The organism is Aquimarina sp. MMG016 (assembly GCF_018100805.1).
Lineage (GTDB): Bacteria > Bacteroidota > Bacteroidia > Flavobacteriales > Flavobacteriaceae > Aquimarina.
Map to the genome: position 1 here is coordinate 52972 of NZ_JAGJEA010000001.1, position 16041 is coordinate 69012.

Here is a 16041-nt window from a genome sequence, read left to right on the forward strand (position 1 = left end):
TTATTGTTGTTTTAGTACTATTTTGGATTTATCAATTTTCTTAATCTCAGATCTAAACTTTCTGTATTCTTCATACTTTTCTTTAGGAAAAGTTCCATCTATAATTTTTAGAAACCTTTTAAACTTGATCTGAGATTCATTTATTTTTTCTAATTCGTAAGTATAACTTCCAAATTCTGTTTCAATAGATTTCTTTTCTGGCAAATTGCCAATAGCATACTCTTTTGGTATGTTAATAACGTACTCATCAGTATTTATATACCCTCTGGAAATCACTAATGGAGTCTGCCTATTTTCATATTTTGGCAAGTTACTCTGATCACAACTAAACAAATTAGGAGCAACAAGTAATCGACTTCCAGCCTTTTTTGTATATGAAGAACAAGAGACCTCTAGGTCTTCAGTAAATTTAATGGCATCTTTATCATCCCCATGCTTAATTGAATTGATCTCCAAATTATTGATATAACCCCAATGTTCTTTATAATGTAACTGTTGATCTTTTGGGGTTTTGAACTGAATACCATATTTCCAATTATATACTAAACCTTTTGATTTTCTTCGAATAGTAGCATTCATGGCTTTATCAGCTGTTAGATTTACTGTAGCAGTGGTATGAAGAATATTCTCTTCTGGTCCATATTTTTTAGTTCTTTTAATCTCCCCTCCTTCTGGCTTAAGGACCAATACATTTCTGTTATCAGTAAAATCCCCAATAAAGTTAAAAGGTAAAGTCTGATTTGTGCATTCTAACCATATATCTTCTTCTTCATTTGGAACATTTAAAATGATATGATTACCCTGCATTGAAGCAAAATCAAAGTCTATATCCTCTTTATTTCTATCGCCATAAACCACAGTATAATATGATTGAATACCTTGAGTACTTAATAAAGCTTTGGTATAATTTGTTAATGCTTTACAATCCCCATATCCTAATCGATCCACATCACTCGCAGGAAAAGGAACCCAGCCTCCTATACCCAACTGAATACTAATATACCTTGTCTTATTTTGCACATACTCATAAATCAACTTTACCTTTTCTTCTTTAGTATTTACATTAGAGACTAACTTATTAATCTTTTGAATTGTTTCTTCAGGCAATTGATCACGACCTACTAAAAGATTGTCATATCTCCATTTTCCGAAAGATTTCCAATCTGTAGCAGAACCTTCAACTCCTTCCAAAGCAAAATTTTCTAAAGCTAACATAGCTTTTGGAAAAATCTCATAAAATGATGGACTATTCACTTCCGGAAGTTCTGCTTTTACTCCCTTAATAGAATATGAAATTTCACTATCTAATTTATTTACTCCAATAGCATAGCCTCCAAAATTAGTCTCCTTAGACCTTAAAGGTATCTTTGTAGGATTTAAAATTTTATATGATGATTCCTCAACACTTAGTCGATATCCAATAACTGGTTTCCAAGACTGAATAAAAGCTGAAGACGACTTTTCCACTTCGCTTTCAAAAACTAAGGTATATGGATAATCTACAGGAGTATACTCAAAATACTTCATCCGATCATCATTCATTAATGAAATTCCGTCATAAACGCTTCTATCACTAAAATCTTTCTTTTTATATTTCTTTACTTCTTTCCCGAAACCATCATATATAGTAGCTTGTAGTTTCTTTATTTTTGTAGATGGACTATACCATTCAAAAGAATCTGCATAGCCTTTACCAAATTTATTTAGTACGGTAACAATTCTTTTAGTTTTTACTCTTACAGAATTGATGGAGTTTATTTCTATTAAAACTTCTTCTGATCTTACCACAGCATTTGCATCTTTGGTAAGTGTTGAATCAATAATAATGGATTGTAAATTAATGTTATCCTGCGCAGAAATTTTTATTGAAGCACATAGAAATACTGCAACTAAGATCAGTTGTATTGTTTTTTGCATAAAATTTATTTTGGGGTGGTTTGTTATTCCTTGTTTTGGGTATCAACAATTATGGTAACTGGGCCATCGTTAAGTAATGATACTTTCATATCGGCACCGAATATACCTGTTCCTACTTTTTTTTTCAAATCTACTTCTAATTGTTTTACAAAATCTTCATAAAGAGGAACAGCTATGTCAGGCTTTGCGGCTTTGATATAACTTGGCCTATTTCCTTTTTTAGTGCTAGCGTGTAACGTAAATTGACTAACGACTATAGCTTCTCCATCTACATCTAATATACTTTTATTCATTACTCCGTTTTCATCTCCAAATATTCTTAATCTTGCTATTTTTCCCGACAACCACTTAATATCTTCTCCTGTATCTACCTCTTCAATCCCTAGTAAGACAAGAAGTCCTTGATTGATTTTTGAAACAACTTTATCTTCTACTTTTACCGAAGCTTCAGAAACTCTTTGAATCACTGCTCTCATTAAAATATCATCAAATTATAAGAAAAAACATTGTTATTTTTATATAGTATGTGTCATTTGATCACGCTTTGTTACCCCTTATTTTAAAAAATTATTCCTCATCATAAGTGTTTTTTCTATAGTGTTCTTCTTCTCCTTCCAACATTTGCAAATAACTTTTATATCTAGACCAAGCAATTTCCTCATTATCTAGTGCTTCTTTCACAGCACATTTAGGTTCATTAACATGTAAACAATTATTGAATTTGCATTCTGGTTTCAGTTCAAAAAATTCTGGAAAATATCCTCCTAATTCTTCCTTCTCCATATCTACTATTCCAAAACCCTTTATCCCCGGAGTATCTATAATCTTGGCATTGAAGCTGAGATCAAACATCTCTGCAAAAGTTGTGGTATGTTGGCCTTGCTGGTGTTGATCACTGATTTCAGCGGTTTTTAGAGACAATCCAGGCTCTAGAGCATTGATCAAAGTAGACTTACCCACACCGCTATGGCCTGAAAACATAGACACCTTATCAATCATCATCTCCTTTACTTTATCTACATTTTTTCCTGTTTTGGCAGAAATACCTATACATTCATATCCAATTTCTCTATATAATGCAGCCAGATATTTTATTTCTAAAAGCTCTTCTTCGTCATAAGTATCAATCTTATTAAAAAGTAATATAGCTTTAATCCCATAAGCTTCTGCTGTAACTAAAAACCGATCAATAAATGCCGTAAATGTCGGAGGGTTATTAAGTGTTACTAACAAAAAAACCACATCAATGTTTGAAGCAATAATGTGGGTTTGTTTTGATAAATTCACGGACTTACGAATGATATAATTCTGGCGTTCGTGAATATGCTCTATAACTCCTGTTTCCTGATCATTTTTAGTTTCTAAAGTAAAATCAACAAGATCTCCAACAGCTACTGGATTAGTACTTTTTATACCTTTTATTCTAAACTTACCTTTTATACGGCATTCGTATACCTTATTATTATCGGTTTTCACGATATACCAACTTCCGGTAGATTTATATACAGTACCTGTCATAAACACAAAGATGCAAATAAATCTTGTGCATACTATGCGTTAGCCACTTTTTTCTGGTGATTAATAGACTCTTGATGAATCGCTTTATATATTCTTAAAATAAATTCTTCACTCAGTCCTTTTTCTTCACCTTCAAGAATCATTTTTCCTAGAATTTCATTCCAACGCTTAGACTGAAGAATAGCTACATTTTGTTTAGCTTTTGCTTTACCTATCTCATCAGAGATTTTCATTCTTTTTGATAAAACATCTAGCAATTGATTGTCAGCTACATCAATTTTTGCGCGTAGTTCGCTTAAGGTTCTTTGGTAAGCTTCATCCACTCCAACTTCTTTACGAATTCTTAAGTCTTTCATATGTTGAATTAATGTGTCTGGTGTAATTTGTTGTGCAGCATCACTCCATGCATTATCTGGGTCGTAATGTGTTTCTACAATTAATCCATCAAAATTAAGATCCAATGCAGTCTGAGATAAATCGAATATCAACTCTCTATTTCCTGCAATATGAGAAGGGTCCAAAATCAAAGGCAAATCAGGAAAACGATTCTGCAAATCAATTGGAATCTGCCACTCAGGAATGTTACGATATTTTGTTTTCTCATAAGTAGAAAATCCTCTATGAATCACCCCCAGGTTTTTAACATCACAAGTATAAAAACGTTCAACAGCACCTAACCATAATGAAAGATCAGGGTTGATTGGATTCTTAATCAAAACAGGATTATCAATTCCTTTACACGCCTCTGCAATATCCTGAACTATAAATGGAGAAACTGTACTTCTAGCACCAATCCATAATACATCTACTCCATGTTCTAACGCCAACTCTACATGATGAGGATTTGCTACTTCAGTAGCTATTTTCATCCCGGTTTCTTCTTTGGCTCTTTGCAACCATTTCAATCCAAGTGCTCCTACTCCTTCAAAATTTCCAGGTCTTGTTCTTGGTTTCCAGATTCCAGCTCTTAGCACTGTAGCATCAGAATCTTTCAATTGATGGGCTATTTTTACAACTTGCTCTTCGGTTTCTGCACTACAAGGCCCTCCTATTACTAATGGATGATCTAAATTGTATTCATCCAACCAGTTTCTAAGTTCTTTCTTATTCTCCATTTTTTATTATTTTCTATCGTTTATGTTTTATTTCTATTTTTTAACTTATTCCTTTAAGGATTGATTTGATATGATTAGTATCTTCCATTTCCTTATAAATTTCTTCAAAATTATCAGCTTCCATTAATTTTTTAAACTGAGTAAGATTAGCGATATATTCATCTAAAGTTTCTATCACATTCTCTTTATTATGTTTAAAAATTGGCGCCCACATTGCTGGTGAACTTTTTGCCAAACGCACAGTAGATGCAAAACCACTGCCTGCTAAATCAAAAATATCTCGCTCATTCTTTTCTTTCTCAATCACCGTCTTACCCAACATAAAAGAACTGATATGCGATAAATGCGAAACATAAGCTATATGGATATCATGAGAAGCTGGATCCATATAACGAATTCGCATCCCTAAGCGTGTAAAAATCTCCATTGCTCGTTCCTGTAACTTAAAAGCCGTTTTTTCTACTTCGCAAATAATATTGGTTTTTCCTCTATACAAATTTGCGATGGCAGCTTGTGGTCCTGAAAACTCGGTACCTGCAATTGGATGTGCTGCTAAATAGTTTCGCCTTTTAGGGTGGTCACTAATAACATCACAAAGTTTTTTCTTAGTAGAGCCTGCATCAAAAACTAAACATTCATCATCAATCTTATCTAAAATATTAGGTAAAACCTTTACTGTTGCATCTACAGGAATTGCTGTGATCACAACATTAGCTTTATCTAAATCCTCAAGGTCAGCTTTTTGATCTATAATCCCAAGAGATAAAGCTTTATCCAGGTTTTCTTCACTTTTATCAATTCCATAAATCTCAGCTTCATTAAAAGCTGCTTTAATATCTATAGCAAATGATCCTCCTATTAACCCTATTCCAATTACGAATACCTTCATTTATATTTGCGAGTTACGATTTTTGATTTACGAACTCACCGCTCGCAAATCGTAATTCTTTATTCTTAAGTCGTTCTATAGCTTCTCTGATATTTTCTTTAGTTACACAAAGTGAGAAACGAATATAACCTTTACCATTACTTCCGAATATATCTCCGGGAGCAATAAAAATATCATTCTGATATAATATCTTATCTATAAAAGATATTGAATCTATACCTTCTGATAACTTAGCCCATACAAACATCCCTTTAGCCGTTTTATCAAAAGTACAACCAAGCATTGAAGCTAATTCCCATATTAACTCTCTTCTTTCTTTATAAATGGTATTCATTTTATCATACCATCCATTAGAAATACCTAGAGCAGCTATTGCTCCTTTTTGTATCCCTTGAAACATCCCGCTATCCATATTGCTTTTTACCTTTAGAATAGCTTCAATTTTATCAGCTCCTCCACTTACCATTCCCACTCGCCAGCCAGCCATATTAAAGGTTTTACTTAGAGAATTTAGTTCTAAAGCTACTTCTTCAGCCCCATCAATTGATAAAATACTTATAGGACTATCATTAAGAATAAAACTATATGGATTATCCTTTACCAATAGAATACTATGTTTTTTAGCAAAATCAATCAGTTTTTTAAATAGTTCAACATTTCCTGAAGCCCCAGTAGGCATATTTGGATAGTTTATCCACATTATTTTCACTTTACTGAGATCTCGTTTTTCAAGACTATGAAAATCAGGCTCCCAGTCATTTTTTTCGACTAAATCATAAAATATTGGCTTAGCTCCAACTAAATTTGTCACTGAAGTATATGTGGGATATCCAGGGTTTGGTACTAAAACCTCATCTCCTTCATTAAGATAAGCTAATGAAATATGCATAATCCCTTCTTTGGACCCCATCAAGGGAAGAATCTCGTTTTCTGGATTTAAGGTAACCTCATATTTATTTTTATAAAAATCAGCAATAGCTTGTCTCAACTCTGGTAAACCTTGATAACTCTGATATTTATGAGCTCCATCAACAACAACAGCATCCTTAATTGCCTGAACAACCTCCTTAGGCGGATCGAGATCAGGACTACCTATAGCCATGTTTAGAACAGGTTTCCCTGAAGCTACCAAACCTCTTACTTCTCGCAATTTCTTAGAGAAATAATATTCTTCCACCGTCTCTAATCTCTTAGCTGTTTGAATGCTCATCCGTTTTGGTTTTTATATTCTCCTAATACTTTTAATTCTAAAGCCATAATTTTTAATATCGAAATTGCTTTTTCATAATCTCCATAATCCTTAAAAGTCACATCAACAAAGAATGAGTACTTCCAAGGCATATCAATAATTGGCAAGGATTGTATTTTGGTTAAATTCAGATTACAATCACTCATCACATTTAACACTGTTGCAAGACTCCCTCTTTTATGATCTGATAAAAACTTTAAAGATGCTTTATTGATATCCTTTTTATCTACTCCGGAATCTTCTCTTGTATTCAAAATAAAAAACCGAGTGCTATTCGATTTTATAGTTTGAATTTCCTTTGCCAAAATATTTAACTGATAAATATTTGCAGCTGTTTCACCTGCTACCGCAGCTACACCTTTTAATTGCTGTTCATGAATTCTTTTTGCTACATCAGCTGTATCTGCATCCTCTACCAATTTAATATGTGGTAAACCTCTGAAAAATTCTTTACACTGTAACAATGCCATAGGATGAGAATACACTTCTTTTATATCTGAAATTTTCTGACCATCTAACGCCATCAAACAATGGTGTATAGGTAAAAAATATTCTCCGCTAATCGTTAGATCGTGTTCATCGATGTACGCATAGTTAGGAATGATCGATCCTGCAATAGAATTTTCTATAGCCATTACCGCATCAGTACTCTTATTTTGTTCTAAACTATGCACTAATTCTTGAAACGACATACATTCATCCACACTTACATCATTACCAAAATATGCTTGCGCAACACCGTGGTGATATGATCCTTTTATTCCTTGTATGGCTACTTTTTTACTCAAACGTTTTAAATTTTCTTTTCAAAAAAAAATCCCGATGTTGCTATCGGGATTCTAACTATATGTTTTAAAATGTTGTTTACATAGTGATCCCGACCTTACTTTTAAAATAAAAGAAGAAAAAATAAAATCGGTTCCAAGTAAATAAACTATTCATTGTTATCATTTAATAGGTTGCTAAATTATATAAAACTATTTCTATTTAAAATAAATTTCAGTTTTTTTCATCTATTCAAAGACATTATCATCAAATTTTGAATTTTATCGGTTTATAAATGAAAAATCACAAACAAAACCTAATAAACATTATCAATTTTCTATGTTTTCAACCGCTAACAAACGTTCGTATCTAAATCACATTCAGCTCCTTACCTATTTTAATAAAGGCCTCAACTGCTTTTTCTAGATGATGACGTTCATGTCCTGCCGATAGTTGCACTCTAATCCTAGCTTTTCCTTTGGGCACTACAGGGTAGAAAAAGCCAATTACATAAATACCTTCATCCAATAACTTAGCAGCAAATTCCTGAGCTAATTTTGCATCATATAACATTACAGGGACTATAGGATGATCTCCATGCAAAATATCAAACCCTGCTTTGGTCATTTCCTTTCTAAAATACTTAGTATTTTCTTCTAATTTATCTCTAAGTGCTGTTGAAGAACTTAACAAATCTAATACTTTGATAGATGCTCCTACAATAGAAGGCGCTACGGTGTTAGAAAACAAGTATGGTCTGGAACGTTGTCTAAGCATATCTACGATTTCTTTTCTTGCTGCTGTAAATCCTCCTGAAGCTCCTCCAAGAGCTTTACCATAAGTCCCAGTGATGATATCTATTCGTCCCATTACATTGCGATATTCATGGGTACCTCTCCCGGTTTTACCCAAAAACCCAGTAGAATGACATTCGTCTATCATAACCATTGCACCATATTTATCCGCCAAATCACAGATTTTATCTAATTGAGCAATGGTACCATCCATGGAAAAAGAGCCGTCCGTAACAATAAGCTTACGCCTAGAATCTTCTGCTTGCTGTAATTGTTTTTCCAGATCTACCATATTATTATGCTCGTATCTGAAACGTTTCGCTTTACATAAACGGATACCATCAATAATAGAGGCATGATTTAGTGCATCAGAAATAATTGCATCTTCAGGTCCTAATATTGGCTCAAAAACTCCACCATTAGCATCAAAAGCTGCAGCGTAAAGAATACAATCTTCCATTCCGAGGAATTCTGCAGTCTTCTGCTCCAATTCTTTATGAATATCTTGAGTTCCACAAATAAATCGTACAGAAGATAATCCATATCCATGAGAATCAATTGCCTTTTTACCAGCTTCAATAACATCTGGATGTGAAGAAAGGCCTAAATAATTGTTTGCACAAAAATTGAGCACATCTTTTGTCTGTGTAGTATCAATTTCAGCTCCTTGTGGAGTGGTAATTATTCTTTCGGATTTATAAAGCCCAGCTTCTTTTATTTCATCTAATTCTTTTTGCAGATCTTCTTTTATATTTGAAAACATAAGTTTGTTATTCTTTACTTTATTATTATTCTTTATTCTGAAATCAACTTAATTTCAGAACATTAGTACCTCTCTGTTTTTTGATCCTTTTTTATACTTCTCTTTTAGTTTTTGAATCATTGTTTCTGTAATCGATTCCAAATCAAATTGAGGCTTCCAGCCCCAGTCATTTCTTGCTGCAGAGTCATCCATTGATTTTGGCCAACTTTCTGCAATATTCTGACGGAAATCTGGTTCATATATCACTTTAAAATCAGGATATAATTTACGAATTTCTGCAACGACTTCTGCAGGAGAAAAGCTAATTCCTGCAATATTATATGAAGTTCTAAGTTTAACACTTTCTTTTGGAGCATCCATTAACTCTAAAGTAGCTCTAACCGCATCATCCATAAAGATCATAGGCAATGTTGCATCCTCATTCAGAAAACAACTAAACTCTTCTTCTAAAACTGCTTTATGATAGATATCCACTGCATAATCTGTGGTTCCCCCACCTGGTAACGATTGATAACCAATAACACCAGGATAACGGATCGAACGAACATCTAACCCATATTTCAAGAAATAATACTGCGCCCAGTTTTCACCAGCAGCTTTACTGATTCCATAAACTGTTGAAGGGTTTAGGTATGCATTATTTGGCGTATCATTCAAAGGAGCTTCTTCTCCGAAAACAGCTATGGAACTTGGGAAAAACACCTTGTCAACCTGATTTAATCTAGAAACTTCAAGAACATTAAAGAATGTCTTCATATTAATATCCCAGGTCTGCAATGGGTTTTCTTCTCCCTTGGCGGAAAGAATTGCAGCCAAATGATAAATCTGAGTTACTTTATACCGTATAACTACTTCCTCAATTTTATTTCTGTTCGTAGCATCAATGACTTCAAAAATTCCATGAAAATCATCTATTGACCTTAAATCTGAGGCTATTACTCGTTCTAAACCGAATTTTTGTTGAAGAGATTTTGTCAAAACAGAACCTAATTGTCCGTTTGCTCCAATTACCAATATTACTGTTTCTGTATCCATACCAAAAAGCATTATTTACTTACTAAAATAAATAATATAGATTTTATAGCCGAATTATATATAAAATTAAGTAATTTTTACTTTTATAAACAAATAATAAAGCTATATTTACTTTTAAACATATTTAAAAGTAGTTTTTGAAGTAATTTTTTTGACACTATTATGGAACAATTGGATGAAATAGATATTACAATACTTAGAATTTTACAGGAAGACTCCAAGAAAACAGCAAAAGAAATTGCAAAAATCCTAAACCTAACCCCTTCTCCAGTATATGAACGAATTAGAAGGTTAGAAAAACAAGGGTTCATCAAAAAGTATGTAGCAATCTTGGATAAAAAACTGATCGATCGATCTATTACAACGATCTGCCAGGTTTCTATGCGATATCATAATGAAGCATTTATCGAAAAATTTGAAGAACAAATTCAGAACCTTCAGGAAGTACAAGAATGCTATCATATGGCTGGACAGGTTGATTTCATTCTAAAAATACATACGAAAAGTCTTGAAGAATATCACGATTTTGTCAAAACGAAGCTTTCTAAAATTGAAAACATAGGCGTTTTGAACAGTACTTTTGTTTTAAAAGAAATTAAACACACTTCAGAATTTTATATTTAAATAAAACATAATTACATCCAAAACTCGTTAGTATACAAAGCCTAATTTTCTATTTTTGATAAAAAACAATTTTTCATGTCAATTTCAGTATCCAATATAACTAAGCTATATGGCGAGCAAAAAGCATTAAACAATATATCTTTTGAAATTAAACAAGGTGAAATTGTAGGTTTTTTAGGACCAAACGGAGCTGGCAAATCAACTTTAATGAAAATCCTAACTACGTATTTGGACCCATCAGAAGGTGAAGCTTCTGTAAATGATTTTGACATTAACTCTCAACAAAATGAAGTACAAAAAAGCGTAGGATATCTGCCAGAACATAATCCCCTTTATCTGGAAATGTATGTCAGAGAATATTTAGCTTTTAATGCTCAAGTATATAAGATTTCTAAATCCCAAATTGAGGAAATCATTAAAATGACCGGACTTACTCCAGAAGCTAATAAAAAAATCAGTCAACTATCTAAAGGATATAGACAACGTGTAGGCCTAGCTTGTGCTTTATTGCATGATCCAAAAGTTCTGATTTTGGATGAGCCTACCACAGGACTAGACCCAAATCAATTAGTTGAAATTAGAGAGTTAATCAAGTCAGTAGGGAAAGAAAAAACGGTTTTTCTTTCTACACACATTATGCAAGAGGTAGAGGCTATGTGCGACCGTGTAATTATTATTCATAAAGGTGAAGTTGTAGCAGATAAAAATCTTAATGAAATGATTGATCAAACTGATCAGATTGTTGAAGTAGAATTTGATTATCGAGTGGAAGAAGCATTTCTTTCAAAATTACCTCATACGACTTCTATAAAAAACATTCACGGATTCGTTTATGAACTTACTTTTAATACTACTACAGATATGCGTCCAGCAGTTTTTGATTTTGCTCACGATAATGAACTAAAAATTCTTCAGCTATCTAGAAAGAATAAAGACTTAGAAAGCCTGTTTAGAGAGCTTACTAAACCTTCTTGATTATTAAACAGACATAATGCCCCTTACTTAGCTTACCTCCTGAATATCACTTAAAATATCTTTTAACTTTTGAACAGTAACAGGCTTAACAATATAATCACTCACCCGTTCATAGGACTTGGCTTTTAATGTATCTTCTGGATCAACTGATGAAGAAACAATATAAATCATTATCTTCTTTTTACACGGGATTTTAATAAACTCATCTAAAAACTGCCACCCGTCAAGTATTGGCATATTTAAATCTAAAAGAATAACATCCGGTAATTTTTCATGAGCAGAGATAATAGCTTTTAAATTATTTAGAGCTTCGTTTCCATTACGAAACACCATAACGCTCTCACAAAAACCAATAAGTTCCATTATTTTTTTAACCCCAAATACAAAAATAGGGTCATCATCAATAATACACGCTATATCAATTTTCCTCATGCTTCATATAAATTTTAAAGATCGTACCTTTATCTACTTCACTTTCAACTTCAATTTTTCCTCCCATAGCTTCGACTTGATTTTTCGTAATAAATAACCCTATACCTCTGGCTTCTTTATTATTGTGAAAAGTCTTATACATCCCAAATAGCTTTGAACGATGCTTTTTTAGATCGATCCCTAATCCATTATCTTCAACACATAGAACAGTATAACCTGTTTCTGTATAAGAACTAAGAATAACGTAACTATCTCTATGATCAGATCTATATCGAATTCCATTAGTAATAAAATTAAGTAGAATACTATCTAAGTATGCCGGAATACCTAATATTCTAGCATCTGTTCCTACTTCATTCTTAATAGTGACATTATTTTCGATTGCTAAAGCTGAAACACTCTCCATAGTTTTATCAATTGCTTCATTTAGATTTAAAACCGTTAAATTCTCATCTACTGAAGTATTCATAAGAACAACCTCATTAAGATGTGTAATCGTTTCCGAAAGATGTTCTGACGCAGTTTTAAATAACTTTATAATTTCGTCATCTTCAATTCCAGGATTTTCCTGAACGAACAAATCCAATAGCATTTCGAAATTACCAGAATGTGATTTTAGATTATGCGAAACAATATGAGCAAAATTCCGAAGTCTTTTGTTTTGATCTTCTGCAACGGCCAACAATGATTTTAATTCTTCTTCTCGCTTAATTTTAGTGATATCAGACATGTGGATAATAACCCCTCCAACCTCATTTTCATATGTATACCAAGGGCTAAATTCCCATGATAACCATTGTGTCGAACCATCTACATTTTTAATTTGCTCCTCATTATTTTTAATTACTTCACCCTGCAGACATTTCTCATGGCTAGTTTTCCACCTGTTACCTATTTCTGGTAAAACACTATAATAAGATTTTCCAATTATATCAGTATCATTAATTTTAAAAACATTAAACCACTCTTGAGAAGCAGCCAAATACTTCATTTCTTCATCAAACATAGCTATTGCAGTAGGTGCTTGTTGAATAAATGATTTATTACGTTCATAATCTTTTTTATTGTCTGTGATTTCTTGATGTGACCCGACCATCCATTCAGGATTTCCATCTTTATCCCAACTCACTACTTTACCCTTATCTAAAACCCAAATATAATACCCATGACGATGCAGCATTCTTGCTTCGCATTCATATACGGGTGTTTTTCCAGAAAAATGATCTTGAAGTAGTGCATTCGATTTTTCCAAATCTCTAGGATCTGCGTGATTCATCCAGGTATTTATTGAAATAGGTTTCAATTCTTCTAATGAATAGCCAATAATCTCTGCCCAACGTTCGTTAAAAATAGTTTCCCCGGTTTTAACATTCCATTGCCATGTACCTAAATCTGTGCCATCTATTACCTGTTTAAAAAAAGCTGATTTTAACTTTAACTCCTCTTCTTTTTCCTTGATTTCGGTTATATCAGTATGTGCACCTAGCATCTTTGTTGGCTTGCCATAATCATCTCTTAATATAATTCCTCTACAACGAATCCAGACCGTATGTCCTAACTTATGACGGTACCTTACAATTTGATCATAAGGGCAAGAAGGGTCTTCAGAATGTTTTGCAAAATTGGCATAGACATGCTTTAAATCTTCAGAAAATATAATATCCTGCCAGGAAGATGCTTTATGAGGCATTTGATTGGGATCATAACCTAGTGTTGTCCAAAATTTGGCATTCATCCACTCGTTTTCTGGTTCCTTTAAATCCCAAAACCATAATCCATCCAAAGCAGCTTCTTGCAAAAAATCAAATAATCCACTATCTTTTTTTATTAGGCTGTATAATTCTTTTTTCAGGTAATTTTCTTCTTTACCCATTAAGGAACTTCCTAAAATCTTTTGACCTTCTTTCATTCTATTTGTCCTTAAAGAGATTGTTTACGAGGGAATTATAAATGTATGAATAATCCCAAAGAACCAACCCTCTTAAAACCACAGTATTTATATGCTTTTACCACAACCTTTAATGAAGATTTAGAAAGTTTATCTACGGAATTAACCACAAACCCTTTAACTAAATTAGGTTAGACGGTAAAAAATCTCAGCCTAAGCTAAGATGACAAGTCATTGAAATATGAGTCGACCAGTAAAAAACTCTTGTACCTCAATAATAGAAGGTCTATTAACGGAGATTACATCGCCTGTGCTACGAATTTCGCCTTTAATCGATTGCTGAGGATTCACTATAATTTTATTAGTCCCCCGGTGAAAAAAAGTTACATTTTGAGCTATTAGATCAGCTCCTTCAAATCTTCCGGTACCAGAAAAGAAACCTACACTAAGCCTCTCTGTTTCTCCCGAGATAAAAAATGAAGCAATACTATTAGCCACCACGCGAATCTCTTGGTTATTGACATGTATGCGAAATGTTCCTGTAAGGTTACCATCGTTATCTTCGTTAAAATCCTCTGATAACAATCTTAATGAAGGATATGTCAATACACCATCAGAAGAAATATCAAACTGTGTAGCACTTCTAATTTCAGTAATATTTGGAGCCGTCACAAACACCTTTGTCTGATTAAAGCTTCTTACCAAATTACAGTCATTGGTATTATCCAAAATTAATCGATTACTTTCTACGCGTGCTGAAACCTCATCGATTAGATTATCTCCACTTTCAATAACAACTTTGGTTATTGATCCTTCTTTTAAAATTAATTCTACATTAGGGTTCACCAGTATTCTTGTGAAATCAGGAACCTCAACTTCTTTAGTAACTATATCTCCTGTTCTTTGGAAGCAATCAGGAGCATTCTCAGTATCACAACTAAAAAAAACTACTGCAAATATGATGTAGTACAACTTCTTCATAATCTATATCCTATTGAAAATTCTACTGCTTCTGCTTTTGCTGCATGTGATCTTACCGTAACAGATCCAAATATATTCTTATTAAAATAATATCTTGACCCTATTCTATTATATACCTGTCCTTCAAAATCATAAGGATAATATACATAATACCCCAATTGTGTCAATACTGATAATTTATTGATCCTTAGTTCGTGACCTAAAAACAGCCCTATCCTTTTAGAATCTTCATCTCCGGTTGTTCCATCATCAAAATCACCGGTTGACCTAAAATCGATAAATCTTTCCAGTGCTTCAGAGAAAAACAATTCTGCTCCCAATTGAATTGCACTCTTTTTGTTTAATCGCTTATCAGCAAAAGCTCCAATTGTATAAAAAGGTAATTGTCCAGATCCCACAACATCACTTTCATTAATCCCTCCACGAACTAGAAAACCAAAACCGATTGGCTCAGTTCCCTTGACTGCTCCTTTTTCTTTTTCGATGTATTCTGGTAATTTACTATCTAATCTATAATTCGCCCCAATATTAAAAACAAATGTATTTGTACTCTTGTTTGGAGCTTTGAAATTAGCATTAGAATAATGAATAACACCCATACCTGCTTGCAAGCCCAAACCGCCTATAATATTTTCTTTTCTATAATTCAGAAATGCAATAGTAGAGCTTAACAAATGCGTACCGTAAGCCACATTCCTAAAATTTTCATCCTGGTCATATGGGTTAGTAGTATATGCAATTCCCTGGCCTATTTTCAACATCAATGATCTTTTCAAGAAATAAAAATTATAATGTGCATAGAGCCCAAAATTCTCTCCTAAAAACTCATTATCCAAATCCTGATAAATAAACGATACGCCGTAATCCGGAGAATTATATAATCGTTGCCATTCTTTATTGCCAAAAGTTTTTCGATTAGCAGAAACAATAACTCCAGATGGATGACCAGTTATCAAATGTGATATATCTGGATTATGCTTCAGGATAGTACCATAGAAGTTATTGACATCAAAACTATAATACTTTTTATCTTCCTGAGCATAAACAATACAATTAAGAAGAACCAGTATGAAACAAAGTCTTTTTTTCATTCCGG

Annotated in this window: 15 protein-coding genes; 2 read left to right on the forward strand and 13 right to left on the reverse strand. The window is 33.0% G+C overall.

Annotation, left to right across the window (positions count from 1 at the left end; translation table 11 throughout):
* The 9 genes from J8M14_RS00205 to J8M14_RS00245 all read right to left on the reverse strand — a co-directional run bounded on the left by J8M14_RS00205 (window position 1) and on the right by J8M14_RS00245 (window position 10045).
* Window positions 1–1917 carry a DUF3857 domain-containing protein gene (locus tag J8M14_RS00205; protein WP_211072329.1) on the reverse strand — a complete coding sequence of 639 codons (1917 nt, stop codon included), beginning with the start codon at window positions 1915–1917 and terminating at the stop codon, window positions 1–3.
* A 23-nt stretch (window positions 1918–1940) separates the two neighbouring features.
* Window positions 1941–2393 (reverse strand): D-aminoacyl-tRNA deacylase, encoded by a 453-nt coding sequence (gene dtd / locus J8M14_RS00210; protein WP_211072330.1) that lies wholly within the window; start codon window positions 2391–2393, stop codon window positions 1941–1943.
* A gap of 91 nt (window positions 2394–2484) precedes the next feature.
* On the reverse strand, window positions 2485–3435 hold the full coding sequence (rsgA, locus tag J8M14_RS00215; RefSeq protein WP_211072331.1) for a ribosome small subunit-dependent GTPase A: 951 nt from the start codon (window positions 3433–3435) through the stop codon (window positions 2485–2487).
* 32 nt (window positions 3436–3467) lie between these two features.
* Window positions 3468–4550 carry a bifunctional 3-deoxy-7-phosphoheptulonate synthase/chorismate mutase type II gene (locus J8M14_RS00220; protein ID WP_211072332.1) on the reverse strand — a complete coding sequence of 361 codons (1083 nt, stop codon included), beginning with the start codon at window positions 4548–4550 and terminating at the stop codon, window positions 3468–3470.
* A gap of 40 nt (window positions 4551–4590) precedes the next feature.
* Window positions 4591–5439 (reverse strand): prephenate dehydrogenase, encoded by an 849-nt coding sequence (locus J8M14_RS00225; RefSeq protein WP_211072333.1) that lies wholly within the window; start codon window positions 5437–5439, stop codon window positions 4591–4593.
* Between the two features lie 13 nt (window positions 5440–5452).
* Entirely contained in the window at window positions 5453–6649 is a 1197-nt protein-coding gene (locus J8M14_RS00230; RefSeq protein WP_211072334.1) for an aminotransferase class I/II-fold pyridoxal phosphate-dependent enzyme, read from the reverse strand.
* The gene (locus J8M14_RS00235) at window positions 6646–7476 is read right to left on the reverse strand and encodes a prephenate dehydratase (protein WP_211072335.1); all 831 of its coding nucleotides are present in this window, start codon (window positions 7474–7476) and stop codon (window positions 6646–6648) included. The genes J8M14_RS00230 and J8M14_RS00235 overlap by 4 nt, the downstream gene beginning before the upstream one ends.
* A 346-nt stretch (window positions 7477–7822) precedes the next feature.
* Window positions 7823–9010, reverse strand: coding sequence for a glycine C-acetyltransferase (kbl, locus tag J8M14_RS00240; protein WP_211072336.1), 1188 nt, complete (start codon window positions 9008–9010; stop codon window positions 7823–7825).
* A 54-nt stretch (window positions 9011–9064) separates the two neighbouring features.
* Window positions 9065–10045: an NAD-dependent epimerase/dehydratase family protein gene (locus tag J8M14_RS00245; protein WP_211072337.1), complete on the reverse strand. Its 981-nt coding sequence runs from the start codon at window positions 10043–10045 to the stop codon at window positions 9065–9067.
* A gap of 162 nt (window positions 10046–10207) precedes the next feature.
* On the opposite strand from J8M14_RS00245, the gene J8M14_RS00250 reads away from it, so the two are divergent.
* Both J8M14_RS00250 and gldA read left to right on the forward strand, forming a co-directional pair.
* On the forward strand, window positions 10208–10669 hold the full coding sequence (locus J8M14_RS00250; RefSeq protein ID WP_247672515.1) for an Lrp/AsnC family transcriptional regulator: 462 nt from the start codon (window positions 10208–10210) through the stop codon (window positions 10667–10669).
* A 75-nt stretch (window positions 10670–10744) separates the two neighbouring features.
* Window positions 10745–11644 (forward strand): gliding motility-associated ABC transporter ATP-binding subunit GldA, encoded by a 900-nt coding sequence (gldA, locus tag J8M14_RS00255; protein ID WP_211072338.1) that lies wholly within the window; start codon window positions 10745–10747, stop codon window positions 11642–11644.
* Window positions 11645–11671: 27 nt separating this feature from the next.
* Here gldA and J8M14_RS00260 read toward each other — a convergent pair whose 3' ends face one another.
* The 4 genes from J8M14_RS00260 to J8M14_RS00275 form a co-directional block, all read right to left on the reverse strand.
* Complete coding sequence (locus tag J8M14_RS00260) at window positions 11672–12076, reverse strand: response regulator (protein ID WP_211072339.1); 405 nt, start codon at window positions 12074–12076, stop codon at window positions 11672–11674.
* Window positions 12063–13985 (reverse strand): PAS domain-containing protein, encoded by a 1923-nt coding sequence (locus tag J8M14_RS00265; RefSeq protein ID WP_211072340.1) that lies wholly within the window; start codon window positions 13983–13985, stop codon window positions 12063–12065. Before J8M14_RS00265 ends, J8M14_RS00260 begins: the two co-directional genes overlap by 14 nt.
* Before the next feature lie 210 nt (window positions 13986–14195).
* Complete coding sequence (locus J8M14_RS00270) at window positions 14196–14945, reverse strand: head GIN domain-containing protein (protein WP_211072341.1); 750 nt, start codon at window positions 14943–14945, stop codon at window positions 14196–14198.
* On the reverse strand, window positions 14942–16036 hold the full coding sequence (locus tag J8M14_RS00275; protein WP_211072342.1) for an acyloxyacyl hydrolase: 1095 nt from the start codon (window positions 16034–16036) through the stop codon (window positions 14942–14944). The genes J8M14_RS00270 and J8M14_RS00275 overlap by 4 nt, the downstream gene beginning before the upstream one ends.
* Between the last annotated feature and the right edge of the window lie 5 nt (window positions 16037–16041).